Annotated in this window: 17 protein-coding genes and 1 tRNA gene; 4 read left to right on the top strand and 14 right to left on the bottom strand. The window is 70.6% G+C overall.

What is annotated here, in order from left to right:
• Positions 1 to 3: 3 nt before the first annotated feature.
• The 3 genes from ACWD4G_RS04960 to ACWD4G_RS04950 form a co-directional block, all read right to left on the bottom strand.
• Entirely contained in the window at positions 4 to 3,978 is a 3,975-nt protein-coding gene (locus ACWD4G_RS04960) for an nSTAND1 domain-containing NTPase (protein ID WP_451291134.1), read from the bottom strand.
• Positions 3,979 to 4,161: 183 nt separating this feature from the next.
• On the bottom strand, positions 4,162 to 4,614 hold the full coding sequence (locus ACWD4G_RS04955; RefSeq protein ID WP_451290795.1) for a peptidase inhibitor family I36 protein: 453 nt from the start codon (positions 4,612 to 4,614) through the stop codon (positions 4,162 to 4,164).
• Positions 4,615 to 4,735: 121 nt separating this feature from the next.
• Positions 4,736 to 5,674: a hypothetical protein gene (locus tag ACWD4G_RS04950; protein ID WP_451290794.1), complete on the bottom strand. Its 939-nt coding sequence runs from the start codon at positions 5,672 to 5,674 to the stop codon at positions 4,736 to 4,738.
• Between the two features lie 336 nt (positions 5,675 to 6,010).
• On the opposite strand from ACWD4G_RS04950, the gene ACWD4G_RS04945 reads away from it, so the two are divergent.
• Positions 6,011 to 7,381 carry a glycoside hydrolase family 43 protein gene (locus ACWD4G_RS04945; RefSeq protein WP_451290793.1) on the top strand — a complete coding sequence of 457 codons (1,371 nt, stop codon included), beginning with the start codon at positions 6,011 to 6,013 and terminating at the stop codon, positions 7,379 to 7,381.
• Between the two features lie 147 nt (positions 7,382 to 7,528).
• Here ACWD4G_RS04945 and fusA read toward each other — a convergent pair whose 3' ends face one another.
• From fusA to ACWD4G_RS04930, 3 genes are all read right to left on the bottom strand, one after another.
• Positions 7,529 to 9,619, bottom strand: coding sequence for an elongation factor G (fusA, locus tag ACWD4G_RS04940; RefSeq protein ID WP_451290792.1), 2,091 nt, complete (start codon positions 9,617 to 9,619; stop codon positions 7,529 to 7,531).
• Between the two features lie 389 nt (positions 9,620 to 10,008).
• Positions 10,009 to 10,093 (bottom strand) — tRNA-Leu (locus ACWD4G_RS04935).
• A gap of 127 nt (positions 10,094 to 10,220) precedes the next feature.
• Entirely contained in the window at positions 10,221 to 10,898 is a 678-nt protein-coding gene (locus ACWD4G_RS04930) for a GntR family transcriptional regulator (protein WP_451290791.1), read from the bottom strand.
• A gap of 300 nt (positions 10,899 to 11,198) precedes the next feature.
• Between ACWD4G_RS04930 and ACWD4G_RS04925 the strand changes: the two genes are divergently transcribed.
• Both ACWD4G_RS04925 and ACWD4G_RS04920 read left to right on the top strand, forming a co-directional pair.
• On the top strand, positions 11,199 to 12,170 hold the full coding sequence (locus ACWD4G_RS04925; RefSeq protein WP_451290790.1) for a 2-dehydropantoate 2-reductase: 972 nt from the start codon (positions 11,199 to 11,201) through the stop codon (positions 12,168 to 12,170).
• Positions 12,171 to 12,469: 299 nt separating this feature from the next.
• A complete protein-coding gene (locus ACWD4G_RS04920; protein ID WP_451290789.1) occupies positions 12,470 to 12,895 on the top strand; it encodes a PAS domain S-box protein in 426 nt (141 codons plus the stop codon).
• A gap of 106 nt (positions 12,896 to 13,001) precedes the next feature.
• On the opposite strand, the gene frc is transcribed toward ACWD4G_RS04920, so the two are convergent.
• Together frc and oxc are read right to left on the bottom strand one after the other, a co-directional pair.
• The gene (gene frc, locus ACWD4G_RS04915) at positions 13,002 to 14,258 is read right to left on the bottom strand and encodes a formyl-CoA transferase (RefSeq protein ID WP_451290788.1); all 1,257 of its coding nucleotides are present in this window, start codon (positions 14,256 to 14,258) and stop codon (positions 13,002 to 13,004) included.
• 66 nt (positions 14,259 to 14,324) lie between these two features.
• Positions 14,325 to 16,073, bottom strand: coding sequence for an oxalyl-CoA decarboxylase (gene oxc / locus ACWD4G_RS04910; protein WP_451290787.1), 1,749 nt, complete (start codon positions 16,071 to 16,073; stop codon positions 14,325 to 14,327).
• A 254-nt stretch (positions 16,074 to 16,327) separates the two neighbouring features.
• Between oxc and ACWD4G_RS04905 the strand changes: the two genes are divergently transcribed.
• Entirely contained in the window at positions 16,328 to 17,947 is a 1,620-nt protein-coding gene (locus tag ACWD4G_RS04905; RefSeq protein WP_451290786.1) for a FadD7 family fatty acid--CoA ligase, read from the top strand.
• A 51-nt stretch (positions 17,948 to 17,998) separates the two neighbouring features.
• Here ACWD4G_RS04905 and ACWD4G_RS04900 read toward each other — a convergent pair whose 3' ends face one another.
• From ACWD4G_RS04900 to ACWD4G_RS04875, 6 genes are all read right to left on the bottom strand, one after another.
• Positions 17,999 to 18,994, bottom strand: coding sequence for a LysR family transcriptional regulator (locus ACWD4G_RS04900; RefSeq protein ID WP_451290785.1), 996 nt, complete (start codon positions 18,992 to 18,994; stop codon positions 17,999 to 18,001).
• 73 nt (positions 18,995 to 19,067) lie between these two features.
• A complete protein-coding gene (locus tag ACWD4G_RS04895; RefSeq protein WP_451290784.1) occupies positions 19,068 to 19,280 on the bottom strand; it encodes a formate dehydrogenase subunit delta in 213 nt (70 codons plus the stop codon).
• A 1-nt stretch (position 19,281) separates the two neighbouring features.
• Entirely contained in the window at positions 19,282 to 22,116 is a 2,835-nt protein-coding gene (gene fdhF, locus ACWD4G_RS04890) for a formate dehydrogenase subunit alpha (protein WP_451290783.1), read from the bottom strand.
• Positions 22,113 to 23,726: a formate dehydrogenase beta subunit gene (locus ACWD4G_RS04885; protein ID WP_451290782.1), complete on the bottom strand. Its 1,614-nt coding sequence runs from the start codon at positions 23,724 to 23,726 to the stop codon at positions 22,113 to 22,115. The genes fdhF and ACWD4G_RS04885 overlap by 4 nt, the downstream gene beginning before the upstream one ends.
• Positions 23,723 to 24,202 carry an NAD(P)H-dependent oxidoreductase subunit E gene (locus ACWD4G_RS04880; RefSeq protein WP_451290781.1) on the bottom strand — a complete coding sequence of 160 codons (480 nt, stop codon included), beginning with the start codon at positions 24,200 to 24,202 and terminating at the stop codon, positions 23,723 to 23,725. The genes ACWD4G_RS04885 and ACWD4G_RS04880 overlap by 4 nt, the downstream gene beginning before the upstream one ends.
• A gap of 370 nt (positions 24,203 to 24,572) precedes the next feature.
• Positions 24,573 to 25,130: a beta-class carbonic anhydrase gene (locus ACWD4G_RS04875; RefSeq protein WP_451290780.1), complete on the bottom strand. Its 558-nt coding sequence runs from the start codon at positions 25,128 to 25,130 to the stop codon at positions 24,573 to 24,575.
• Positions 25,131 to 25,350: the final 220 nt, after the last annotated feature.

Here is a 25,350-nt window from a genome sequence, read left to right as displayed (position 1 = left end):
CCATCAGCCCCGTACACACGCCGACCCCGAAGGCAGGGCCACCTCCGGCACCAGTGCCCGGCGTTCACCGGGGTCCATCCCGGCGCGCAGTCGGCAGATCTTCTCCAGCCGCGCCCCGGGGTCGAGGTCCCACAGCCGTACGGTGCCGTCGGTACTGCTGCTGGCGACCGTACGGCCGTCGGGGGCGAAGTCCACACCCCAGACCGCGTTGGTGTGACCGGTGAGGGTGGCCCACGGCCGCCGGGCGGCGACGTCCCACAGGCGTACCGTGCGGTCGTTGCCGCTGCTGGCGAGGGTCCGGCCGTCGCGGGCGAAGGCGACGCCCCGTACCGCGCCGGTGTGGCCGTTCAGCGCGGCCTCGAAGCGGTGTTCGCGTGCGTCCCAGAGGCGTACGGTGCCGTCGTTGCCGCTGCTGGCGAGGGTCCGGCCGTCGGGGCCGAAGGCGACGCCCCGTACCGCGCCGGTGTGGCCGGTGAGGGTGGCCAGCGGGCGGTGGGTGACGACGTCCCAGAGGCGTACGGTCAGGTCGTCGCCGGCGCTCGCCAGGGTGCGGCCGTCGGGGCTGAAGGCGACATCGTTGGCGAAGTCCTCGTGACCGTCCAACTGGGCCAGCTGCGTGCGTTGCGCGACGTCCCACAGGCGGACCGCGCGGTCGGCGCCGGCCGAGGCGAGGGTGCGGCCGTCTGGGGCGAAGGCGACGGCGAAGACCTGGCCGATGTGCCCGGTCAGCTCGGCCAGCGGTTTGCGTGTCGCCACGTCCCACAGACGGATCGTGCCGTCGGAGCCCGCCGAGGCGAGGGTGCGGCCGTCGGGGGCGAAGGCCACCGAGAAGACGGTCTCGGTGTGGCCCTTCAGCGTGCCGAGGAGTCGGTGATCGGCCGCGTTCCACAGTCGTACCGTATGATCGGCGTCGGCGGTGGCCAGGAGTTTCCCGTCCGGGCTGTACTCGGTCTGCCAGACCTCGGTGAACGGACGGGCCGTCAGCACCGGGCCGCCGAGGTCCCACAGGACGACGGACTGGTCGAAGCCGGCCGTGGCGAGCAGCGCCCCGTCGGAGGTCATGGCCACGCCGAGGACATAGTCGGTGTGCCCGGCGAGCACGACGGTCTGCCGTCCGCTGCGCACATCCCACAGCCTGGTCGTGCCGTCGCCGACCGCGCCGACGACCGTGTCGCCGTCAGGCGTGTAGGCGACGGCGTTGATGTCGTCGCTGCTGCCGGAGAACCGCGCGGTCTCCCGGCCGTCGCGCACGTCCCACTGCCGTACGGTCCGGTCCACACCGGCGGAGGCGACCCGCCGCCCGTCCGGGGAGAACGCCGCGCCCAGCACCTCGTCGCTGTGCCCTTCCAGCACCTCCGCCTCCCGGGCGCGGTCCGTGTCCCAGAGGCGTACGGTCCGGTCGGCGCCCGCGGAGACCAGGGTCCGGCCATCGGGGGCGTAGTCCAGGGCGTTGACGAGCCCGTCGTGGCCGGTGAGGGAGGCGGTGGCCCGGGGCTCGGCCGTGATGTCCCACAGCTGAACGGTCCCGTCGGCGGTCGCGACGGCGAGTATCCGCCCCCGAGGGTCGAAGGCCACCGCGCGGGCACCCTTCGTACGCTCGTCCAGCAGGGCCTTCCTGCGGTGGTCGGCGACGCCCCACAGGCTCACCGGCGCGTCCGTGGACGTGGCGGCGAGGGCGCGGCCGTCGGGGGCGAAGGCGACCGAGCGGACGCGTCCGGGGACGGTGAGCGTGGCGAGCGTACGGTGGCCGTCGGCCGTGGAGCGCAGGGTCACGGTGCCGTCGGAGCTGGCCGTGGCGAGCGTACGGTCGTCCGGCGCGAAGGCCACGGAGTTGACGGGTCCCCGGTGGCCGCCGAGTCGGGCGGTGAAGGGCTGGGACTGGGTGCTGAGCACGGCGCCGCGGGCCTCGGCGGTGGCTCCGGCCCGGTACGCCTCCTCCGCGAGCAGCATCGACGCCTCCGGCCGGCCCCCGGCGAGCGACGCGGACCGTACGGCGAGCGCCTGCGAACGGGCGACCCGCTCCTGGTCCAGGGCGCCCTCGCGCTGCTCGTAGGCGATCCCGCCGGCGGTGACGGCGAGCCCCAGCAGGACGGCGAGGGTGGCGAGCAGGGACTGCCGCAGCCGGACCTGCCGTCGCGCGTGCTTCCTGCGTCCGTCCTCCTCGGCCTGACTGGCCCTCAGGAAGGCTTCCTCCGCGGGCCCGAGCCGGCGCCGGCCGTCGGACTCGTCGGCCCAGGACCGTACGGTCTCCAGCCGGGTGCCCCGGTAGAGGGCGGACGGGTCGCGGTGCTCGCGCTCCCATGCGTCGGCGGCGTGGGCCAGTTGCTGATGGAGCAGCAGTCCGGCGCGGTCGGCGTGGACCCAGTCGCGCAGCCGGGGCCAGGCGTGCAGCAGGGCCTCGTGGGTGATCTCGACGGTGTCGCTGTCCAGGGTGATGAGCCGGGCCCGTACGAAGGCGTCGAGGGCGGCGGCGGCCCCGTCCGCGTCGGTGAGTTCGCTCATCAGCGCGGCCCTGCTCATCCGCCGGCGGGTCGCCCCGGCCCCGTCCACGATCAGTACCAGTCGGGAGAGGATGCGGCGGATCGTCTTCTGCTCGGCCGGGTACAGCCGGGCGAACACGTTCTCGGCGGTCCGGGCGACCGCGCCCCGGATACCGCCGGCCCGTTCGTATCCGTCGACGGTCAGCGCGGCCCCCTGACGCCGCTGCCAGGTGGCGAGCAGCGCGTGCGAGACCAGGGGCAGCGCACCGGAGGGCGTCTCGTCGGCGCCGAGCCCGACCCGCAGCCCCGCGTCGCGCAACAGCAGCGGGACGAGGCCGGGTTCGAGGGTGACACCGGCCAACTCCGCCGGACGCGTGATCGATTCCCGTAGCTCCGCCACGGACATCGGCGGCAGCACGAACAGCCCGTCGGTGAGGACCCGCGCCAGTTCGGGAAGGCCGAGGCAGTCGCCGGCGAAGTCACCGCGGACGCCGAGGACCACGACGGCGGGGTCATGCGCACCCTTCTGCGGCCCGGCGGTCGCGATGGCACTGAGCACCCGTACGAACGCGCGCCGCTCGTCCTCGTCGGAGCAGAGCGTGAACAGCTCCTCGAACTGGTCGACTATCAGCACCGGCCGGGGCGGCGGGGGCCGCCGGTCGCCGGGGGCGGCGGTCGCTCCGTCCGCCGCGGGACGCACCGGCGGTTCGTCCACCGTGTCGCGTACCGGCTGTTCGTCCAGCATGGCGCGTGTCGGCTGTTCGTCCAGCATGGCGCGTGTCGGCTGTTCGTCCGCCATGGCGCGTACGGCGTCGAGGAGGGCGTACGGGTTCTCGCGCATTTCCTCCGCGCTGAGGCCGAGGTCGCCGCCGACCGACTTGGCGGTGCGTTCCAGGAGTTCGTCCAGGGGGCGGGAGGTCGGGGTGAGGGCGATGACGGGCCAGCGGTCGGCGCCGGGCATGGGGAGGTCGCCGCGCCTCAGGGCGGGGACGAGACCGGCGTTGAGCAGGGAGGACTTGCCGGCGCCCGAGGGGGCGACCACCATCAGCGGTCCGCCGCCGACCCGTTCGAAGACGCGCTCGACCAGTGCGGCCGTGGCCCGCTCCCGGCCGAAGAACCACTGCGCGTCCTCGGGGGTGAACGCCGAGAGTCCCCGGTAGGGGCAGGTCGCGTCGGAGTGTCGTTCGGAGGCGTCCGTCTCCCGCGCGCTCTCCTTGTCGGGCGCCGGCGACTGCTCCACGAGTCTCAGTAACTCGCCCTCGGCGCCCAGGACTTGGTCGCAGAGGCGGGCGACGTCGATGGTGGCGCGCTTCGTACCGGTCTCGATCTTGCTGAGATAGCCCTTGCTGTAGTGGGTCCGCCGGGCGAGATCGGCGAGGGAGAGGCCGCGTTCCTGTCGCAGTCTTCGTAGTCGGTCGGGGAAGGAGGGCGTGGTCAGCGCCTGCCGATCCCTTTCGTCGTGGTGGTCCGGTACATCTCCGAGCTGCGGGTCCCCCAAGGTGTCCCCCAAGGCAGTACGGGCCGTGAGACGGCGGATGCCCAGGTTACTGTCGGGGCGGTGAGGGCGGCCAAGCCTTTCACCCGGAGCGGCGAAAACACGGTCCCGGAACAGGGGTGAACACACGAACGTCCGGAACCGCGGGCAGACGGTTCCGGACGTTCGTTCCCCCCTGGGTGTGCGTCAGGTGAGGATGGCCCCGCAGTCGGGGGTGTTCACCCACTTGTGAGAGGTGATGTTGTCGTTGACGACGACGCCGTTGGTGAACCTGTTGTCGGTCAGGTTGTCCGCGTACAGCTCACCCGGCAGAAGGCAGGCGTGGCCGCCGCCGTAGTTGTCGTTCTCGAAGAACTTCACGACGTCGAGGCTGCCGACGAAGCCGCGGTTCATGACGGAGGTGGCCTTGTCGTTGGCGGCGGCGCCCCAGTTGGCGCTGTTGCCCGAGGCGGTGATCAGCAGGGTGCCCGTGCAGTCCAGGTCCTGCCAGGCGTACATGTTGCCGTTGCGCGGCCCCCACTTGCTGTTGCAGCCGGGGCCGGCGACGGCGCCCTCGGCCGCCTGGGAGGTGGCGGCGGGTACGACGACGCCCAGGGCGGTGAGCCCGAGAAGCGCTGCCGTGACGGTGAACTTGCGCATGGTGTTTCCCCTCGTTTTGGTCGATGTGCGTGGGTGGTGCGGTGGTGCGAGGCGACGTACGCCGGGCGGGTCGCCCGGTGTTGCGTCACCCTGAGCGGTGTGCGTCGGTGGGCGCCCGTGGTCAGCGGCGCTCGGGGACGACGCGCACCGCCCGGTCATAGGCCTGCCGGCCGAGTCGCCGGTAGGTGTCGAGATCCTTTCCGTACCGGTCGCGCAGGCGGTCCTGGTAGTACGTCTCCCGGGCCGAGGCCACGGCCCGCAGGGAGGTCTCGCGGGCGCAGGTGGCGTCCGCGACGGCGGTCCTCCGCTCAGCGGTGAACGCCTCGTCGGCGCGGGCCTCGCCCAGCCGGCCGGTGTTGACCCGGACGGCGTCGCGGGCCGCCTGCGGGTCCTTGTACGACTGTCCGGCGTTCTTCATGCAGTCCGACCATGCCTGTAGCGCCTCGGTCAGCTGTCGGTCCCGCATGAGGTCTTCGGCGTAGAGGGAGTTGAGGCCCATGGCGATCTTTGCGGTGCGGAACCATTCCGCCGGGTCGCCGTAGAGCTTGCGTTCGGCCTCCTCGGTGCAGCCGCCGAGTCGTTTGCGGATCTCTCCGCCTCCGGGCAGGGGCGCGGTGAGCATACGGGCGTCGTCGCCGCCGTCGAGGGCGACGTCGAAGGCGGCACGCCGGGACGGGGAGAGGCCCTGGCGGTAGGTGCCGATGGGGTTGCTCTCGCGGGCCTTCTGGTTCTTGGCGTCGATCCGGCCCCCGTACCCGTACGCGCGGGCCCATGCCACATCGTCCTGGACGAAGCGCACCGGACGGCTCTCCTCCAGCGTCAGCCGGCGGTCCTCCCAGTACTCGAAGCCGTGCCGTTCCATGCACCGCTTGGTCAGGCGCTGCTGGGCGTCCGTGACGCGCAGTTCCTGCCGCCAGGTCAGCGCCTCGGGTCGCGGCCCCTTGTGTGCCCGTCCGTCGCCGTCACCCCTGTCACCTCCGCCGTCTCCGCCGGCGCATCCGGTGGTGACGGCCGCGGTGGCCGCCACCACCGCGCACAGAGACATGAGCGCCCGTCTCATGGGCCGATCCCCCCAGCCTCACGCTTGGTCGTGGTCTTGCTGCGTGGTCTTGCCGCGTGCTGACGAATCCAGAGTTGCCCGGCTGCTCACCGGGGTCGACGGGTTTCCTGTTGCCCTCCTGTGAGACGGCCGGGAAACGGGTGGTGACCTGGGAAAACGCGGGGCGGGAGGCAACGCGGGGAGTCAAGCGGAATCTCATCTCACAGAAAGCCTGGCGCAATCCATTGACGCGAACATGCCCCCCTCTTATCTTCTGACCGAAGTTCCGCACGATGTACGACATTTCGAACAACAACCCCACGCCTCAGGGCAGTTCACGCAGAAATGGGACGAGCGTTGAACAGAACCCTCAGGGCGGTCCTCGCCCTCCTCACCTCGGTGGCCGCCCTGCTGGGCCTGACCACCGTCTTCGCCGCCCCGGCCGGAGCCGCTCATCCACCGGCCGGGCAGGCGACGCGGTACACCATGACCGCGTTCACCAACAGCAGCGAGTCGAACATGTACGTCTACGACTCGCCGGACGCCACCGGCTTCACCCTCCAGAAGGGACCGGCATACACCCCACCCTCCGGCCTCATCCGTGACCCCAGCATCTTCAAGCACACGGACGGCTACTACTACCTCACCTACACCACGCGCACCTGGTCCGCGCTGTCCACCACCATCGGCTTCGCCCGCTCCACCGACCGCCTCAACTGGACCTTCCTGTACGACTACACGGTCCCGATCAGCGGTCTGCAGCGCGCCTGGGCACCGGAGTGGTTCGTCGACACCGACGGCAGCGTCAACATCATCCTGTCTGCGTCCATCGCGGCCGACGGCGAGTGGATCTTCAAGCCGTACAAGCTGACGGCGACGAACTCCGCCCTCACCGCCTGGTCGACGCCGACCCTGCTCTCCGGCATCGGCCCGAACTACATCGACACCTTCATCGTCAAGATCGGCTCCACGTACCACGCGTTCACCAAGAACGAGACGACGAAGTACATCGAGTACGCCACCGCCTCCAGCCTCACCGGCCCGTACACCATCCAGAAGACCGGCGACTGGGCCGGCTTCGGCTCCGGTATGGAGGGCCCGGCCCTCGTCCAGCTCGACAACGGCGGCTGGCGGATCTACTACGACGCCTACGGCGCCGGGAAGTACTGGTACAGCGACAGCTACGACACCTTCGCCACCTGGTCGACCCCGACCGAACTCCCGGGCCTGACGGGCTTCGTACGCCATCTGACGGTCCTCAAGGAGACGGTCTCCGGCGGAGTCACCCTGCCGACGAACACCACCCGGTCGTTGCAGTCGGTCAACTACCCGAGCCGCTACGCCGTGGTCCGCTCCGACAGCCTCGGCTACGTGGACCCGGTGACGTCCTCCAGCACCACCGCCGTCAAGCAGAGCGCGACCTTCACGATCGTGCCCGGTCTCGCGGACTCCAACTGCTACTCCTTCCGCGACTCCTCCGGCCGCTACCTCCGTCACTGGGACTTCCGGGTCCGCTTCGACACGGACAACGGCACGACGGTCTTCGACAAGGACGCCACCTACTGCGCCCGCCCCGGCACGACCTCAGGCTCGGTCCGCCTGGAGTCGTACAACTACCCGGGCCGCTACCTCCGCCACTACAACTACGAACTGAGGGTGGACCAGTACCAGGCAACGGACACGTTCCGAGCCGACAGCAGCTTCACATCGGTGAGCCCCTGGGCGTAATCCCAGCGAACGGCTCTTTGCGAGCCCCCGGCTCCCCGCGCCCCTGACAGGGGCGCGGGGAACCGCGCGATCAACCCCCGCGCACGGCCGGTCGCAAGATCACGGCCGAACCCGAGCTATAAGGCGCTCGGGGGGTCAAAAGGGGGGTCACCCCCCTTGAGGGACGGGATGGGTAGGGGCGGCGGGGGCGTAACCCCTGGGCCGACTACTGAACGTCCCCCTCCCCTGCGTACGACTACGCAACCGAGTCGCGTACCCGAACAACTCGACCAACGGCACGATCGCGGTGACCACCACGGACCCACCCCGCGCGACAGACTCCGTCACCTTCCCCCGCCGCGAGGCGAGATCCCCGAGCACCCCACCCACGGCATCCACGGGCACGGTGACGGTGACATCCACGACGGGCTCCAGCAGAGCCATCGCACTCCCCCGCATGGCCTCGCGCAGCGCCAGCCGCCCGGCGGTCCGGAACGCCATCTCCGAGGAGTCCTTGGAGTGGGTCGCCCCGTCGACGAGGGTGACACTCACCCCGGTCACGGGGTGCCCCCCGAGCGGCCCCTCGGCGAGCGCGTCACGGCAACCGGCCTCGACCGCACGCACGAACTCCTGCGGCACCCGCCCACCGACGACGGTCGACCGGAACGCGAACCCGGTGGCGGCACCCACGCCGTCCCCCTCCTCCTCCGCCTTCAGCGGTTCCACATCGAGGACCACATGGGCGAACTGCCCCGCCCCGCCGTCCTGTTTGACATGCCGGAAGACGAATCCCGACAGACCACGGACGACGGTCTCGCGATACGCCACCCGGGGCCGGCCGACGGCGACGTCCAGCCCGGCACTCCGCCGGACCTTCTCCACGGCCACCTCCAGATGCAGTTCGCCCATGCCGGACAGCACGGTCTGCCCGGTCTCGGCATCGGTGCGCACGACGAGCGAGGGGTCCTCCTCGACGAGCCGCGCGAGCGCGGACGCCAGCCGATCGGTGTCCGTACTCCGGCGCGCCTCCACCGCGACCGACACCACGGGCTCGGCGACGGTCGGCGGTTCGAGGAGCAGCGGGGCGCCGGGCGCACACAGGGTGGCACCCGCCCGGGCGGACTTGAGCCCGATGACAGCGACGATGTCCCCGGCCACGGCATGGTCCACCTCGGCGTGCCGGTCGGCCTGCACCCGCAGAATCCGCCCGATCCGCTCACGGCGGCCGGTCCCCGCGTCCAGCACGGTGTCCCCCTTCCGGATCGTCCCCGAGTACAGCCGCAGACAGGTCAGCCGTCCGGTGGGTGTGGCGCTCACCTTGAACACCAGCGCGGCGAGCGGCGCCCGAGAATCGGCGGCCCGCTCCTGCTCCATGCCGTCGTGCGTACCGCGTACGGGCGGTACATCCAGCGGCGAGGGCAGATAGGCCACGACGGCGTCGAGCAGCGGTTCGACACCGCGGTTGCGGTACGCCGAGCCGCACAGCACGACCACGCCGTCGCCGGTGCGGGTGAGGTCCCGCAGGGCCGAGGCGAGCGTGCCGGCGGAGAGGGTCGACTCCGCGCAGAACTCGTCCAGCGCCACGGGGTGGAGCTCCGCGACGGCTTCCTCCAGCCGCCGCCGACGTCGCTCGGCCTCGTCGCGCAGGGCGTCCGGTACGTCCCCCTCCGCAGCCGCGCCACCACCATCGTCATCCCAGGTCAGGGCCCGCATCCGAACGAGATCAACCACACCGCGGAACCCGTCCTCCGCACCGATCGGCAACTGCACGACCAGCGGGGCCGGATGGAGCCGATCCCGGATGGAGCCGACCGCCGAGTCGAGGTCGGCGCCCGCGCGGTCCAGCTTGTTGACGAAGGCGATGCGCGGTACGCCGTGCCGGTCGGCCTGGCGCCACACCGACTCGCTCTGCGGTTCGACCCCGGCGACCGCGTCGAACACCGCGATCGCCCCGTCGAGCACCCTCAGCGAACGCTCCACCTCGTCGGCGAAGTCGACGTGCCCCGGCGTGTCGATCAGGTTGATCCGATGCCCGCCCCAGGCACAGCTCACGGCCGCCGCGAAGATCGTGATCCCACGATCGCGCTCCTGCGGGTCGAAGTCGGTGACGGTCGTGCCGTCGTGCACCTCGCCGCGCTTGTACGTGGTCCCGGTGGCGTACAGAATCCGCTCGGTGACGGTGGTCTTGCCGGCGTCGACGTGGGCGAGGATGCCCAGGTTGCGGACGGCGGACAGAGGGTTGTTGACGTTGCTGCGCATGGCCCGTGGCCTTTCAGCTGAGCTGTATCAGGGCAGCGCGATTCCCGGACGGGGTCTGACAGGGTCTGTACAGGGGTCACCGCCGGGCGGCGGTCGACGTCAGACGTGCGTCACGGACATCCGGTACCGGCCGCGCAGCGGGCACCGGACCGGCGAGGACACGAGGATCACCTCGTACCGGGAACGGGGAACAACGACACCGGTGCGCTCACACACGGCCGGGCTCCCCTCGCTTCTGGTCTCTGATCACTCATCACACAACACGCCACAAGATCGTGCGGGGCGCGATGTGTGGCGAGTCTAGGGAAGCCGACGGCGACGGGGCATCCCGTTTTTTGCTCCCGCAGACAAAAAACGCACCGACCGGGAACCGGTCGGTGCGGTGATTGTGTCCGAGGGGGGACTTGAACCCCCACGCCCGATAAAGGGCACTAGCACCTCAAGCTAGCGCGTCTGCCATTCCGCCACCCGGACTAGGTGTCTGCCGCCTTGCCAGGGGTGTTCCCCGTGGCGACACGGACAACAATACCAAGCTTTCGGAGTGCCTTTCACCTGCGTATCCGTGCCTCGGGACAGTGGTCCCGGACGCCCGGGCAGATCCCTACTTCTCCCGCTCGTGGTACATCTTCCGGGTGTGTTCGGTGTGGGCGCGCATGACGGCCGTGGCGCGCTGTTCGTCGCGGTCCGCGATCGCGGCGATCAGCTCGCGGTGCTCGGTCCAGGACTGGCGGCCGCGCTGCCGGGCGATCGGTGTGTAGTACCAGCGGACACGTCGGTCGACCTGTGCGGCCAGCTCCGCCAGTACGGCGTTGCCCGCCAGCTCCATCACCTTCGCGTGCAGCCGGGCGTTCATCGCGACCGCGGCGTCCACGTCGTCGGCGGCGACCGCGCGCTCGCCCTCCGCGCACATCTCCTCCAGCGCCCCGATGGCGGCGGCCCCCGCGTTGGCGGCGGCGAGCCGGGCGGCCTCGGCCTCCAACAGTGTGCGGACGGTGAGGAGTTGGTCGGCCTCCTCCTCGGTGGGCTCGTGCACGAACGCGCCCTGGGCAGGGCGCAGATCGACCCACCCCTCGGTGTTCAGCCGCTGGAGTGCCTCGCGCACCGGCTGCCGGGAGACTCCCAGGTGGCCCGCGAGTTCGTTCTCCACCAGGTGCTGGCCGGGCTGGAGGGCACGGGTGGTGATGAGTTCGAGCAGTGCCTCGTAGACGCGGTCCCGCAGCGGGCCGGGTCGTTCGAGCTTGGGCACCGCGCCCTGCGGCAGTCCTGTCGTCGACAACATCAGGCCCCCTTCTCAGCAGCGTCATCGCTGAACGCAAGAGCCAAGTATGAATTGGCTTTCGCCTACAGTCTACGGCCCATGAACGTCTGGACAGGAGGCGATGGCCCCCTTCGCGAGAGGCGTAGCAGCAGCTCACGCGCCCCGGAGGGGCCGGGGATCGCCGCACCTCACGAGGCGTTCGATCGCCGTCGGGCGGTGTCCCGAACCCTTGTCGCCCTACCTTCCATCCTGTAGACAATATTTCGTCGACATTTTTCGACAGTTCCGCGGTACACCCTCGACCGAACGGAGCGCCATCCAGTGAAAGTCGCAGTTCTCGGCGCCGGGGCCATCGGCGCCTACGTCGGCGCCGCCCTGCATCGCGCAGGAGCCGACGTCCACCTCATCGCCCGTGGACCGCATCTGGCGGCCATGAGGCGCCACGGCGTGAAGATCCTCAGCCCTCGCGGCGACTTCACCGCCCACGCCCACGCCACCGACAACCCCGCCGACATCGGCCCCGTCGACTATGTCTTCCTCGGGCTGAAGGCCAACTCGTACGCGGCGTGCGGGCCGCTCATCGAGCCCCTGCTCCACCGGAACACCGCGGTCGTCGCCGCCCAGAACGGCATCCCCTGGTGGTACTTCCACCGCCACGGCGGACCGCACGACGGCCATCGCGTCGAGAGCGTCGACCCCGGCGGGGCGGTCAGCGCGGTGCTCGCCCCGCAACGCGCCATCGGCTGTGTCGTCTACGCCGCCACGGAACTGGACGCCCCCGGCGTGGTCCGCCACCTGGAGGGCACCCGCTTCTCCGTCGGCGAACCCGACCGCGGCATCTCGGCCCGCTGCCGGGCGTTCAGCGACGCCATGCAGGCCGGCGGGCTGAAGTGCCCGATGGAAAGGGATCTCCGCAACGACATCTGGCTCAAGCTGCTCGGCAACATCAGCTTCAACCCGATCAGCGCGCTGGCCCGCGCCACCATGCGCCAGATGTGCCACCACGGCGGCACCCGCCATGTCATCCGGACCATGATGGAAGAGACCCTCGCCGTCGCCGAGTCCCTCGGCTGCGAGGTCGGCGTGTCCATCGAACGCCGCCTGGCCGGTGCCGAACGCGTCGGCGACCACCGCACCTCCACCCTCCAGGACCTCGAAGCCGGCAAACCGCTCGAACTCGACGTCCTCCTCACCGCCGTCATCGAACTCGCCGGCATCACCAGCACCCAGGTCCCCACCCTCCGGACCGTCCACGCCATCAGCGACCTCCTCGCCCACCGGGCCGCCGCATGAGGCGGCCCGACTCGCCGACACGGGACGGCACTTCCATGAACGTGCACGCGGGAGCGGACCGCATCACCCTGCGGGGCGCGGCCACCCGGGGCTGACCGGCCCCCCGCTGCACGACGGCGGGACCTCCGGCGGCGGGGAGCGCCCCCTGCGCCGCCGAGGTCCCGCCTCAGTCGTATGGGCCGGGTATGGCCCACTCGACGGGACCGGGCGCGAAGAAAGGCCCTTGGATTCTGTATACGATTATCTGTATACTGCCGTCACATACGTTCAGCATCCAATGGCCCCGGCTCGGAGGCGACATGGAAGATCTGAATCCCGAGGTGGTGCTGGGAATGGCCGCCCAGGCGCCCGACGGCATCGTGATCATCGACGGCGAAGGACTGATCCGCTACTGGAACCGGGGTGCGGAGCGCATCTTCGGGTTCCCGGCGGCCGATGTGGACGGTCGCAGTCTGGACGTGATCATCCCCGAGAGGCACCGCAAGCGTCACTGGGACGGCTTCCAGGAGGCCATGGAGCGCGGGTCCACCAAGTACGGGACGGCGGACCTGCTGAACGTTCCCGCGCTGGCGGCGGACGGCCGCAAGCTGTCCATCGAGTTCAGCGTGGTGCTGCTGCCCGGCCCCGACGGCAGCACCTACGTCGGCGCGGTCATCCGGGACGTCACCGCCCGACGCGCGCGTGAGCGGGAGCTGATGCGGCGGCGCGCCGAGGCCACGGTCTGAGCCGTGGCGCGGAATGCCGGAGCGCCGGACAACACCGGAGCACCGGCAACGGAGAAGCGGCCGTGGCCCGAGAGGCCACGGCCGCTTTCGCGTGGGACGGACCGGGTCAGACGATGACGCCGGTCTCCTTCAGCCGGCCGATGGTCTCCTCGTCGTAGCCCAGCTCCACCAGGACCTCGGAGCTGTGCTCGCCGAGGAGCGGGGCGCCGACGACGTCGGGCTGGAAGGAGGAGAACTTCACCGGGCTGCCGACGGTCAGATACGTGCCGCGGCCCTTCTGCTCGACCTCGACGACCGTGCCGCTCCTGCGCAGGTCCTCGTCGTAGGCGATCTCCTTCATGCTCATCACCGGGGCGCAGGGCACCTCCCACTCGCGCAGGATGTCGACCGCCTCGTACTTGGTCTTGTCCGCGAGCCACTTCTCGATCTCCTCGAAGATCTCGAAGATGTGGTTCTGGCGGGCGCGGGCGGTCGCGTACTCCGGGTCCTCGGCCCACTCGGGGTGGCCGATCGCCTCGGCGGTGCGCTTCCAGTTCTGCTCCTGGATGGTGAAGTAGATGTACGCGTTCGGGTCGGTCTCCCAGCCCTTGCACTTGAGCACCCAGCCGGGCTGGCCGCCGCCGCCCGCGTTGCCGCCGCGCGGCACCACGTCGGTGAACTCGCCGCCCGGGTACTGCGGGTACTCCTCCAGGTGGCCGACCCGCTCCAGGCGCTGCTGGTCGCGCAGCTTGACGCGGCAGAGGTTGAGCACGGCGTCCTGCATGGAGACGGAGACCTTCTGGCCCTTGCCGGTCTTGTTGCGGTCGATGATCGCGGTGAGGATGCCGATCGCCAAGTGCATACCGGTGTTGGTGTCGCCGATGGCGGCGCCGGAGATGGTCGGCGGGCCGTCCCAGAAGCCGGTGGTGGAGGCGGCGCCGCCCGCGCACTGGGCGACGTTCTCGTAGACCTTGAGGTCGCTCCAGGACGACTGGTCGCTGAAGCCCTTGACCGAGCCGAAGATCAGGCGCGGGTTGAGCTCCTGGATGCGCTCCCAGGAGAAGCCCATGCGGTCCAGGGCGCCCGGGCCGAAGTTCTCCACCAGGACGTCGGCTTCCTTGATGAGCTTCTCCAGCACCTCCTTGCCCTCGGCGGTCTTGGTGTTGATGGCCAGGGAGCGCTTGTTGCTGTTGAGCATCGTGAAGTAGAGCGCGTCCAGGTCCTCGATGTCCCGGAGCTGACGGCGCGTCACATCGCCGCCGTTGGGGCGCTCCACCTTCAGGACGTCGGCGCCGAACCAGGCGAGCATCTGCGTACAGGCGGGACCGGCCTGGACCCCGGTGAAGTCGATCACCTTGATTCCGGCGAGCGGCTTTTCACTCATGTCTGCTTCCTTCTCGTGAACGATGAACGTACGCGTACGGAGCGGGAGTTCGAGGTACAGGGGTCGTCACTTCTTCGCCGGCGTGATGTTGCCGACGGTGATGCCCTTGGGGTTCAGGTGCGAGATATGGCCGCTCTCGGTGCCGGCCGAGGGGTCGATCACGCAGTCGATGAGCGCCGGACCGCCGGAGGCGAGGGCCTCGGTGAGGGCGGCGGTGACCTCGGCGGGCGTGGTCGCGCGGTAGCCCTTGCCGCCGAACGCCTCGATCAGCAGGTCGTGGCGGGCGGCCGCCATGAGGGTCGTGGGCGAGGGGGCGTCGTCGTACGGGTTGACGTCGTCGCCGCGGTAGACACCGCCGTTGTTCATGATCACGGTGACGATGGGCAGGTTGTAACGGCAGATCGTCTCGATCTCGATGCCGCTGAACCCGAAGGCGCTGTCGCCCTCGACGGCCACGACCGGGGCGCCGCTCTCCACGGCGGCGGCGATGGCGTAGCCCATGCCGATGCCCATGACGCCCCAGGTGCCGCTGTCGAGACGGTGGCGCGGCACGTGCATGTCGATGACGTTGCGCGCGATGTCCAGGGCGTTGGCGCCCTCGTTGACGATGTACGTCTCCGGGTGCCGGCGCACGACGTCGCGTACGGCCTTCAGGGCGCCCATGAACTGCATGGGGTGCGGGTCGGCCTCCAGGCGCCCCGCCATCTTGGCGACGTTCTGCGCCGAGCGCGCCCCGAGTTCGTCCCGCCAGGCCTGCGGGGCCTGGATCTGGCCGGGCTTGGTGCGGTCGGCGAGCACGTCGAGGACCGACTCGATGTCACCGACGAGCGGGGCGGAGATGGGCTGGTTGCTGTCCATCTCCTTGGGGTCGATGTCGATCTGGACGAACTTGGCGTCGGGGTTCCAGCCCGTCTGACCGTGGCCCAGCAGCCAGTTGAGGCGGGCGCCGATCAGCATCACGACGTCGGCCTTCTTCAGCGCCAGGGAGCGGGCGGTGGCGGCCGACTGGGGGTGGTTGTCGGGCAGCAGGCCCTTCGCCATCGACATCGGTACGTACGGGATGCCGGTGGACTCGATGAACTCGCGGATCTTGGCGTCGGCCCGCGCGTACGCGGCGCCCTTGCCGAGCACCACCAGCGGGCGCTCGGCGGAGGCCAGCAGTTCGATGGCGCGGTCCACGGCGTCCGGCGCGGGCAGCTGGCGCGGGGCGGGGTCGACGAGGCGGCTCAGCGTCTTGTCGCCCTCCGCCTTGGGCATGATGGCGCCGAGCACCGCGGCGGGGATGTCGAGGTAGACACCGCCGGGGCGCCCGGAGATCGCGGTGCGCAGCGCGCGGGCGATGCCCCGGCCGATGTCCTCCACCCGGCCGACCCGGTAGGCGGCCTTGACGAACGGCTGCGCGGCGGCGAGCTGGTCCATCTCCTCGTAGTCGCCCTGCTTGAGGTCGACGAGGTGGCGCTCGCTGGAGCCGGAGATCTGGACCATGGGGAAGCAGTTGGTGGTCGCGTTCGCCAGCGCGACGAGGCCGTTGAGGAAGCCCGGTGCCGACACCGTCAGGGCGACGCCGGGCTTCTTGTTGAGGTAGCCGGCGATGGCCGCCGCGTGTCCGGCGTTGCTCTCGTGACGGAAGCCGATGTAGCGGATGCCCTGGGCCTGGGCGAGGCGGGCCAGGTCGGTGATCGGGATGCCGACCAGCCCGTAGATGGTGTCGACGTCGTTCATCCTGAGCGCGTCGACGACCAGGTGGTACCCGTCGGTGAGCTCGGTCGGAACGTCGGCTGCTGCCGCGGTCTCCAGGGGCGAGGGGGCGGTCATGGTCCGAGGTCCTCCTTGGGCAGGTCCTGCCGGAGCGGCTACTTCTCTCACGATCCGCAGCGCGCCCGCCCGCGTCCAAGACCCATCGGCGACCAGCCGATAAACAGCGTCTATCGACGGCTGGTCACGGCCTTGCAGCTCCCTTGATAGACGGCCGCTATCGACCGTTCGCCAGCGCGTATTGGACGTGCGCCGTGTGCCGCCGCAGGCTCGCAGTGGACCGCTTCATGAATCCGGCGCGAGGGGGTGGGGTCATGGCCGTCGCTGCCGCGGCATCCGTGCGGGACGCGGACGGGTACCGGCCTCCGACGGTCACGGGCCTCGTCGATCTCCTCGACGCGCAGGTGCGGACCCGCCCGTACGCCCGTGCCCTCGTCGTCACGGGTGAGCGGGTGCACCTGTCCTACCGGGGGCTCGGCGCCCTGGCCGGCGACGTGGCCGCCCGGCTCGCCGGGACCGGGCTGCGGCGCGGTGACGCGGTCGGCCTGATCTGCGCCAACACCGCGGAGTTCGTCGTCGCGCTGCTCGGTTCGGCGCGCGCCGGGCTCGTGGTCGCTCCGCTCGATCCGGCGCTGCCCGCGACCCGACTCGCCGCGAGGATCGAGGCGTTGGGGGCGAGGGCCGTGCTCGTGGGGCCCGATGCCACCGGTGTCCCGCTTCCGGTGCCGGCCTGGCCGGTGCGCGTGGACGTCTCCCGGGCGGGCACGGCGGCGGTCGCGTTCGATCCCGGTGCCGCTCCTCGTGTACGGGGTGCGGCCGAGGAGTTGTCGGAGCAGGACGCCCTCGTCCTGTTCACCGCCGGAACCACCGGCCGGGCGAAGATGGTCCCGCTGACCCACTCCAATGTGGCGGCGTCGGTCCACAACATCTGTGCCGCCTACGAGTTGGGCCCGGACGACGCGACGGTCGCGGTGATGCCGTTCTTCCACGGCCACGGGCTGTTCGCGGCGCTGCTGGCGTCCCTGGCCGGCGGGGGCTGTGTGCTGCTGCCCGAGCGGGGACGGTTCTCGGCGGGCACGTTCTGGGACGACATGCGTGCCGTGTCGGCCACCTGGTTCACCGCGGTCCCGGCCATCCACGAGATCCTGCTGGACCGCTCCGAGCGGGAGGACCCGGGCGCACAGGCGCCCCCGCTGAAGTTCGTCCGCAGTTGCAGCGCTCCCCTCAACACGGCAACCCAGCGGGCACTTGAGCGCACGTTCGGCGTGCCGCTGCTGTCCGCGTACGGGATGACGGAGTCCTCGCACCAGGCGACCAGTGAGCCGCTGCCGGGCCGGGGCGCGCTGAAGCACGGGTCGGTCGGCCGTCCGACGGGGGTCGAGGTCCGGGTCGTGGACCGGAGCGGGCGGGTCTGTCCCGTGGGTGTCGAGGGCGAGGTGTGGGTGCGGGGGCCCACCGTGGCCCGCGGCTATCTCGCCGACCGGGAGGGGACGGCGTACACCTTCGTCGACGGGTGGCTGCGCACCGGGGACCTGGGCGCGCTGGACGAGGACGGCCAGCTGTCCCTGACCGGGCGGATCGAGAACCTCATCGACCGGGGCGGCCGGAAGATCTCGCCCGAGCGTGTCGAGGACGTCCTCGCCGGCTGCCCGGGGGTGGCCGAGGCGGCCGTGTTCGCCGTCCCCGACCCCGTGTACGGCGAGCGAAGCGAGATGGGGGTCCCCCCGCCCGAAGGGTGGGGGAGGGTCGGGGCCGCCGTGGTCGTACGCGAGGGCGAGGGCGAGGGGGTCGGGGCGGCGCAGATCCTGCGGTACTGCCGGGACCGGCTGGCCGCGTTCGAGGTGCCCGACCGGATCGAGCTGGTCGCCGCGCTGCCGTACACCGCGAAGGGGGGTCTGGACCGCAGGGCCGTGCGGGATCGGCACGCGCCGTGACGGGGGCGGTCAGGAGGCCGTACGGGATCGGACGCGCCGTGACGGGGGCGGTCAGGAGGCCCTGCGGGCCCGGTACGCGCCGCGACGGCGACGGTCAGGAGGCGGTACACGGACCCTGCGGTCGGCCGCCGCGGCCGGGAGGGGCCGGGCGAAGAAGTCGTCCAGGGACAGGCCCGTCGCCGCGTTGACGAAGGCTCGGGCGGCCACCGAGCCGGGGGTGGCCGCGTGGATCGCCACCGAGACCTGGGCGCCGGCCTCCGGGTCGACCAGGGGCAGGGCTCTGGTCCGGCCGATCACCGGCATCGCGCGCAGCCAGGTGTGCGGCACGATGCTCGCCCACTCGCCGCCGCCCACGTGCGCGTAGAGGGAGGCGATGGAGTCCGTCTCCACCTGCGGGGTCACCACGAACCCCTTCTCCGCGAAGACGGTGTCGACGATCTGGCGGATACGCATGTCGGGCGTCAGCAGCGCGAGCGGCAGTTGGGCCGCGTCCGCCCAGGTCACGGTGGTGGACTGGGCCACCAGATGGTCGTCCGACACCAGCAGTGTGTAGCGCTCCTGGTAGAGGGGGACGACCTGGAGGCCTTCCTGGTCGCCGGGGTCGAAGTGGGCGATCGCGACGTCGAGTTCGTAGTCGCGCAGCTGGCGGTGGAGTTCCTTCGTCGACAGCCGGGACCGTACCTGCACCTTGGCCAGCGGGTGGGCCGCGCAGAACGCGGCCACGGGGAGCGCGAGGGTCGTGGAGGCCGTCGGGTCCGTACCGAGGCGCAGGGTGCCCGTGATGCCGGACTGCACGGCGGCCACCTCGGCCTTGAACGCGTCCTGTTCGGCGAGGATGCGCTTGGCCCACACCACCAGCCGTTCACCCTCCGGGGTGAGGCCCTGGTAGGTGTGCCCCCGGTTGATGAGCGTGACGTTCAGCTCCCGCTCCAGCTTGGCGATCGCCGCCGAGAGCGCGGGCTGGGAGACGTAGCAGGACTGCGCCGCCCGGGCGAAGTGCCGTTCCCTCGCCACCGCCACGAAGTATTCGAGCTGCCGGAACAGCATGAACGACTCCTCTCTGCCCAAGGGGGCGCCTGCGGCCGCACGTCCCTCGGCGGGCGGTCGCGGGCGCGGACTGTCAGCGCAGGAGCCTCACGGCGGCCACCACCAGGGGGTCGAGGCCGTCGGCTCCGGAGTCGACGAACTCGTACAGCCTGGCCCGCATCCGTGGGTCCCAGAACCGGCCGATGTGGCCGGCGATCTCCTCGGCGGCCCGTTCTTCGGGCAGGTGTGCGAGGTTCCTGGCGATGTCGTTCGCCATCCTGCGCTCCGACGGCACGGTGGCTGTCATCTCAGTCCACCACCGTCACGAGCTCGTCCTCAGTGGCCTCGGTGACCTCGGTGACCTCGGTGTCGCTGGGCCGGTCCGGGCGGGCGAGGCCGACCTGGACGGCGGTCACCTTGTACTCCGGGCAGTTGGTCGCCCAGTCGGAGTTCTCCGTGGTCACCACGTTGGCGCCGGTCACCGGGTGGTGGAAGGTGGTGTAGACGACGCCGGCCGGCATCCGGTCGGAGATCTCCGCGCGCAGTGTCGTCTCCCCGACGCGGCTGGCGAGGGTGACCATGTCGCCGTCCTTGATGCCGCGGACCTCGGCGTCATGCAGGTGCAGTTCCAGGACGTCTTCGGGGTGCCAGGAAACATTGCCCGTACGGCGGGTCTGCGCGCCGACGTTGTACTGGCTGAGAATCCGCCCCGTGGTGAGGACGAGCGGGAAGCGGCGGGTGCTGCGCTCGTTCGTCGGCACATAGGAGGTGACCACGAACCTGCCCTTGCCGCGCACGAACTCGTCCACGTGCATGATGGGCGTGCCCTCCGGGGCCTGCTCGTTGCACGGCCATTGGACGCTGCCGAGCTTGTCCAGCAGTTCGAAGGAGACTCCGGTGAACGTCGGGGTGACCGCGGCGATCTCGTCCATGATCCGGCCCGGATGGTCGTACGCCATCGGGTAGCCCATGGCGGTGGCGATCTCGCTGACGATCTGCCACTCGTGCTTGCCCGTCTTCGGTTTCATCACCGCGCGGACGCGGTTGATACGGCGTTCGGCGTTGGTGAAGGTGCCGTCCTTCTCCAGGAACGACGCCCCGGGCAGGAAGACATGCGCGAACTTGGCCGTCTCGTTGAGGAACAGGTCCTGGACGACGACCAGTTCCATGGCCTTGAGCGCGGCCGTGACATGCTGGAGGTTCGGGTCGGACTGGGCGATGTCCTCGCCGTGGACGAACAAGCCGCGGAAGGTGCCGTCGATCGCCGCGTCGAACATGTTCGGGATGCGAAGTCCCGGCTCGGGCAGGAGGGTTCCGCCCCAGAGGTTCTCGAAGACCGTGCGGACCGCGTCATCCGAGACGTGCCGGTAGCCGGGCAACTCGTGTGGGAAGGAGCCCATGTCGCAGGAGCCCTGGACGTTGTTCTGGCCGCGCAGCGGGTTCACGCCGACGCCGTCACGGCCGATGTTGCCGCACGCCATCGCCAGGTTGGCCATGCCCATGACCATGGTCGAGCCCTGGCTGTGTTCGGTGACGCCGAGACCGTAGTAGATGGCGCCATTGGGTGCGGTGGCGTAGAGCCTGGCGGCGGCGCGGAGTTCGGCGGCCGGTACGCCGGTGATCTCCTCGACGGCCTCCGGGCTGTTCTCCGGGCGGGCGATGAACTCCGCCCACGCGTCGAAGCCCTCGCACCGCGCGTCCACGAAGGACCGGTCGACGAGGCCCTCGGTGACGACGACGTGCGCCATGGCGTTGACGACGGCGACATTGGTGCTGGGCCGCAGTTGGAGGTGGTGTTCGGCCTCGATGTGCGGGGAGCGTACGAGGTCGATGCGGCGCGGGTCGACGACGATCAGCTGGGCGCCCTCGCGCAGCCGGCGCTTCATCCGGGAGGCGAACACCGGGTGTCCGTCGGTGGGGTTGGCGCCGATCACCATGATGACGTCGGCCTCGGCGACCGAACGGAAGTCCTGGGTGCCCGCCGACTCGCCGAAGGTCTGCTTGAGCCCGTATCCCGTCGGCGAGTGGCAGACCCGGGCGCAGGTGTCGACGTTGTTGTTGCCGAAGGCCGCCCGGACCATCTTCTGGACGACGTACACCTCTTCGTTGGTGCAGCGCGAGGAGGTGATGGCGCCGACCGCGCCCGAGCCGTGCCGGGCCTGGATCTCCCGCATACGCCGGGCGACCGTGCCGATGGCCTCGTCCCACTCGACCTCGCGCCACGGGTCGGTGATCCGGTCGCGGACCATGGGCTTGAGGATGCGGTCGGGGTGGGTGGCGTAGCCGAAGGCGAAGCGGCCCTTGACGCAGGAGTGGCCCTCGTTCGCCCCGCCGTCCTTGTACGGCACCATGCGCACGAGTTCGTCGCCGCGCAGCTCGGCCTTGAAGGAGCAGCCGACGCCGCAGTACGCGCAGGTGGTCACCACCGACCTGGTGGGCATGCCGAGTTCGACGACCGAGCGCTCCTGGAGCGTGGACGTCGGGCAGGCCTGCACGCAGGCGCCGCAGGAGACGCACTCCGAGTCCATGAAGGTCTCGCCGGCGCCGGGCGAGACCTTGGAGTCGAAGCCCCGGCCCTCGATGGTGAGGGCGAAGGTGCCCTGGATCTCGCCGCAGGCGCGGACGCAGCGGGAGCAGGCGATGCACTTGGACGGGTCGAAGTCGAAGTACGGGTTGGAGGTGTCCTTCTCGGCGTCGAGGTGGTTCTCGCCCTCGTAGCCGTAGCGGACCTGCCGTAGCCCCACCACGCCCGCCATGTCCTGGAGTTCGCAGTCGCCGTTGGCCGGGCAGGTGAGGCAGTCCAGCGGGTGGTCGGAGATGTACAGCTCCATGACGCCCTGGCGGAGCTTCTCCACCTTCGGGGTCTGGGTGCTCACCCTCATCCCGTCGGCGCACGGGGTGGTGCAGGAGGCCGGGGTGCCGCGCCGGCCGTCGATCTCGACGACGCACAGCCGGCAGGAGCCGAACGCCTCCAGGCTGTCGGTGGCGCACAGTTTGGGTATGTCGACTCCGGCCTCGGCGGCGGCGCGCATCACGGAGGTGCCCTCCGGGACGGTCACCGGCAGTCCGTCGATCTCCACCGACACCGTCGCCGGGCCGGGCCGTTCCGGGGTTCCGAAGTCGGGTTCCTTGAGCAGGCTCATGCCGTGCCCTCCTTCCGCACGCCGCTCGCGGTCACGGGGTGGATGTCCAGCAGCCGACGGCCGCCGAGGAAGTCGTCGGGGAAGTGGGTGAGGGCGCTGCGTACGGGCATCGGGGTCAGTCCGCCCATCGCGCACAGCGAGCCGTCGGTCATCAGGTCGCAGAGGTCTTCGAGGAGGGCCAGGTTCTCGTCGCGGTGTGTGCCGGCGACGATCCTGTCGATCACCTCGACGCCGCGCACCGCGCCGACCCGGCACGGGGTGCACTTGCCGCAGGACTCCTCGGCGCAGAACTCCATCGCGAAGCGGGCCTGCGCGGCCATGTCGACGGTGTCGTCGAACACGACGATCCCGCCGTGCCCGAGCATCGCGCCGGCCTCGGCGAACGCCTCGTAGTCCATGGGGAGATCGAACTGCGCCTCGGGCAGATACGCCCCGAGCGGCCCGCCGACCTGCACCGTGCGTACGGGGCGCCCGGTGCGGGTTCCGCCGCCGTAGTCCTCGATCAGCTCGCGCAGGGTGACACCGAAGGCGGTCTCGACGATGCCGCCGCGCGCGATGTTGCCGCCGAGCTGGAAGACCTGGGTGCCTCGGGAGCGGCCGACGCCGAGGTCCTGGTACGCCTTGGCGCCGTCGGCGAGGACGACCGGGACGGTGGTGAGGGTCAGTACGTTGTTCACCACGGTCGGCTTGCCGAACAGGCCCTCGATCGCCGGGATCGGCGGTTTCGCGCGGACCATGCCCCGCCTGCCCTCCAGGCTCTCCAGCATGGAGGTCTCCTCGCCGCAGATGTACGCGCCGGCGCCGACGCGTATGTGCAGGTCGAAGGCGAGTCCGGAGCCGAGGATGTTCCCGCCGAGCCAGCCCTGCTCGCGGGCGATCCCGATCGCCTCCCGCATCGTGGCGATGGCGTCCGGGTATTCGGAGCGGATGTAGATATAGCCCTCGCTCGCGCCGACCGCGTGCGCGGCGATCGTCATGCCCTCGATGAGCAGGAACGGGTCGCCCTCCATCACCATGCGGTCGGCGAAGGTCCCGCTGTCGCCCTCGTCGGCGTTGCAGCAGACGAACTTCAGCTCGTCGGCGCAGTCGAGTACGGTCTTCCACTTGATGCCGGCCGGGAATCCGGCGCCGCCGCGGCCGCGCAGTCCGGACTCGGCGACCTCGGCGACCACATCGGCGGGGGCCATCGCCAGGGCTGCCCGCAGACCCTTCAGCCCGCCGTGTGCGACGTAGTCCTCCGGCGACAGGGGATCGGTCACGCCGACTCGGGCGAAGGTGACCCGGTTCTGTCGGGCCAGCCAGGGCAGTTCGTCGACGGGGCCCAGCCGCAGCGGATGGTCCGCGCCGTCCAGCATCCCGGCGGCCAGGAGTCCGTCCACGTCCTCGGGGGCGACCGGGCCGTAGCCGACGCGGCCTCGCGGGGTCACGACCTCGATCATCGGTTCCAGCCACAGCATGCCGCGCGATCCGTTGCGTACGACGTCGATGGCGAAGTCGCCGCGGGTGGCGGCGCGTTGGAGGGCGCCGGCGACCTCGTCCGCGCCGACGGACCTGGCCGCCGAGTCACGGGGGACGTAGACCGTCGCCGCCGAGTGCGAGGAGGTGTTCATGAGGAGACCGTCCCGCCCAGGATCGAGCCCAGTCGGGCCGGGCCCACCCGTCCGTACAGCCGTCCGTTCGCCTCCACCGATGGCCCCAGCGCGCAGTTGCCCAGACAGAAGACCTGCTCGACGGTGACCGAACCGTCCGCCGTTGTCTCGCCCAGCTTCAGTCCGGCCTCGCGCGTGTAGTTCACCAGGCGGTCGGCGCCCAGCGCCTGGCATGCCTCGGCACGGCAGATACGGACCGTGGTGCGGCCCGCTGGCTCGCGGCGGAAGTCGTGGTAGAAGGTCACCACTCCGTGGACGTCCGCCCGGGAGAGGTTGAGCTCGTCGGCGAGCACCGGTATCGCCTCCTGGGGCACATGGCCCAACTCGGCCTGGACCGCGTGCAGTACGGGCAGCAGCGCGCCGCGCTCGCCCCGGTGATCGACCACCGCCTTCCGGACCACGCTCTCGACCGTCACATCACTCCCGCTGGTCGTCATGATCGCTTCGCCTTCCGTCACACGGGTCCCCGGCGAGTGCTTGCAGGAGACTGAAACAATACCCCATACAGGCTTCTGTATACAGACGACAGTCATACGGGGACCGTCGTTGGCTCCGCACCGGTCAGTTCGGCGCAGGGTGCGACGACACGGGTCAGGACTTGTGCGAGAGCGGTGCGGTACGACACGGAGTGACCCCCTCGGGACCGGTTTCCGGTCCGCCGTCGGACGGCGGCGAGAATGATTGCATACAGTATTCTGCATGCGTCCGCTGGGCGCCAGGGTTCGGCGCGACGCGAGGCGGGGTCAGCTGTCGGCGTTCGCCGTCGGCATTCGCGTCGGCGTTCGGTGCCAGCGGGCGATCCTCGGCTCAGGCCCTCGGATCGATCTCCCTCAGCAGACCTGTCGTCACATCGAAGACGAAGCCCCGGACGTCGTCGGTGTGCGGCAGGAACGGGGAGGTCCGCACCCGCCGCATCGACTGCCGTACGTCCTGGTCGACGTCCCGGAAGGCCTCGACCGCCCACGCGGGACGCTGGCCGACCTCCAGTTCCAGCTCGTGCCGGAAGTCCTCGGTCAGGGTCTGCAGACCGCAGCCGGTGTGGTGGATGAGGACGACACTGCGGGTGCCGAGCGCACGCTGGCTGATCGTCAGGGAGCGGATCGTGTCGTCGGTGACCACACCGCCGGCGTTGCGGACGGTGTGGCAGTCGCCGAGTTGCAGGCCGAGCGAGGCGTGCAGGTCGATACGGGCGTCCATGCAGGCCACGACGGCCACGCGCAGGACGGGGCAGGCGCCCATTCCGGGGTCCGCGAATCCGGCGGCGTAGGCGTGGTTGGACTCCACGAGCCGGTCGATGACGGTCTTGGGGCGGCCGGGTGCCGCGTCGCGCGCGGGCTGGGCGAAACGGGGGGCGTGTGTCGACATGCTGGGCTGCCTCACTGGGTCGGGTTCGAACGGGAACCGTCCCGGGGACGGTCGACGCCATGCCCGGGACGCGGTGGAAGCGGGTGGTCAGATCACTCCCTGGGCTTTGAGGAGCTCCAGCTCTCCTTCTTCTAGGCCGAGTTCGTTGGTGAGGATGTCGTGGGTGTGTTGGCCGAGGAGGGGGGAGGGGGTGATGTGGGTGGGGGAGTCGGAGAGTTTG

Source organism: Streptomyces sp. NPDC002643 (assembly GCF_053592555.1).
Note: the sequence above shows the minus strand (reverse complement) of the source record. Positions and strands in the feature narration are given on the sequence as shown.

Bases quoted from the DNA above. Each gene is read 5' to 3' on its own strand.
- frc (WP_451290788.1), bottom strand. From the start codon at position 14,258: ATGAGTGAAAAGCCGCTCGCCGGAATCAAGGTGATCGACTTCACCGGG.
- ACWD4G_RS04955 (WP_451290795.1), bottom strand. From the start codon at position 4,614: ATGCGCAAGTTCACCGTCACGGCAGCGCTTCTCGGGCTCACCGCCCTG.
- oxc (WP_451290787.1), bottom strand. From the start codon at position 16,073: ATGACCGCCCCCTCGCCCCTGGAGACCGCGGCAGCAGCCGACGTTCCG.
- ACWD4G_RS04905 (WP_451290786.1), top strand. From the start codon at position 16,328: ATGGCCGTCGCTGCCGCGGCATCCGTGCGGGACGCGGACGGGTACCGG.
- fdhF (WP_451290783.1), bottom strand. From the start codon at position 22,116: ATGAGCCTGCTCAAGGAACCCGACTTCGGAACCCCGGAACGGCCCGGC.
- ACWD4G_RS04880 (WP_451290781.1), bottom strand. From the start codon at position 24,202: ATGACGACCAGCGGGAGTGATGTGACGGTCGAGAGCGTGGTCCGGAAG.
- ACWD4G_RS04930 (WP_451290791.1), bottom strand. From the start codon at position 10,898: ATGTTGTCGACGACAGGACTGCCGCAGGGCGCGGTGCCCAAGCTCGAA.
- fusA (WP_451290792.1), bottom strand. From the start codon at position 9,619: ATGCGCAGCAACGTCAACAACCCTCTGTCCGCCGTCCGCAACCTGGGC.
- ACWD4G_RS04895 (WP_451290784.1), bottom strand. From the start codon at position 19,280: ATGACAGCCACCGTGCCGTCGGAGCGCAGGATGGCGAACGACATCGCC.
- ACWD4G_RS04920 (WP_451290789.1), top strand. From the start codon at position 12,470: ATGGAAGATCTGAATCCCGAGGTGGTGCTGGGAATGGCCGCCCAGGCG.
- ACWD4G_RS04875 (WP_451290780.1), bottom strand. From the start codon at position 25,130: ATGTCGACACACGCCCCCCGTTTCGCCCAGCCCGCGCGCGACGCGGCA.
- ACWD4G_RS04950 (WP_451290794.1), bottom strand. From the start codon at position 5,674: ATGAGACGGGCGCTCATGTCTCTGTGCGCGGTGGTGGCGGCCACCGCG.
- ACWD4G_RS04885 (WP_451290782.1), bottom strand. From the start codon at position 23,726: ATGAACACCTCCTCGCACTCGGCGGCGACGGTCTACGTCCCCCGTGAC.
- ACWD4G_RS04900 (WP_451290785.1), bottom strand. From the start codon at position 18,994: ATGCTGTTCCGGCAGCTCGAATACTTCGTGGCGGTGGCGAGGGAACGG.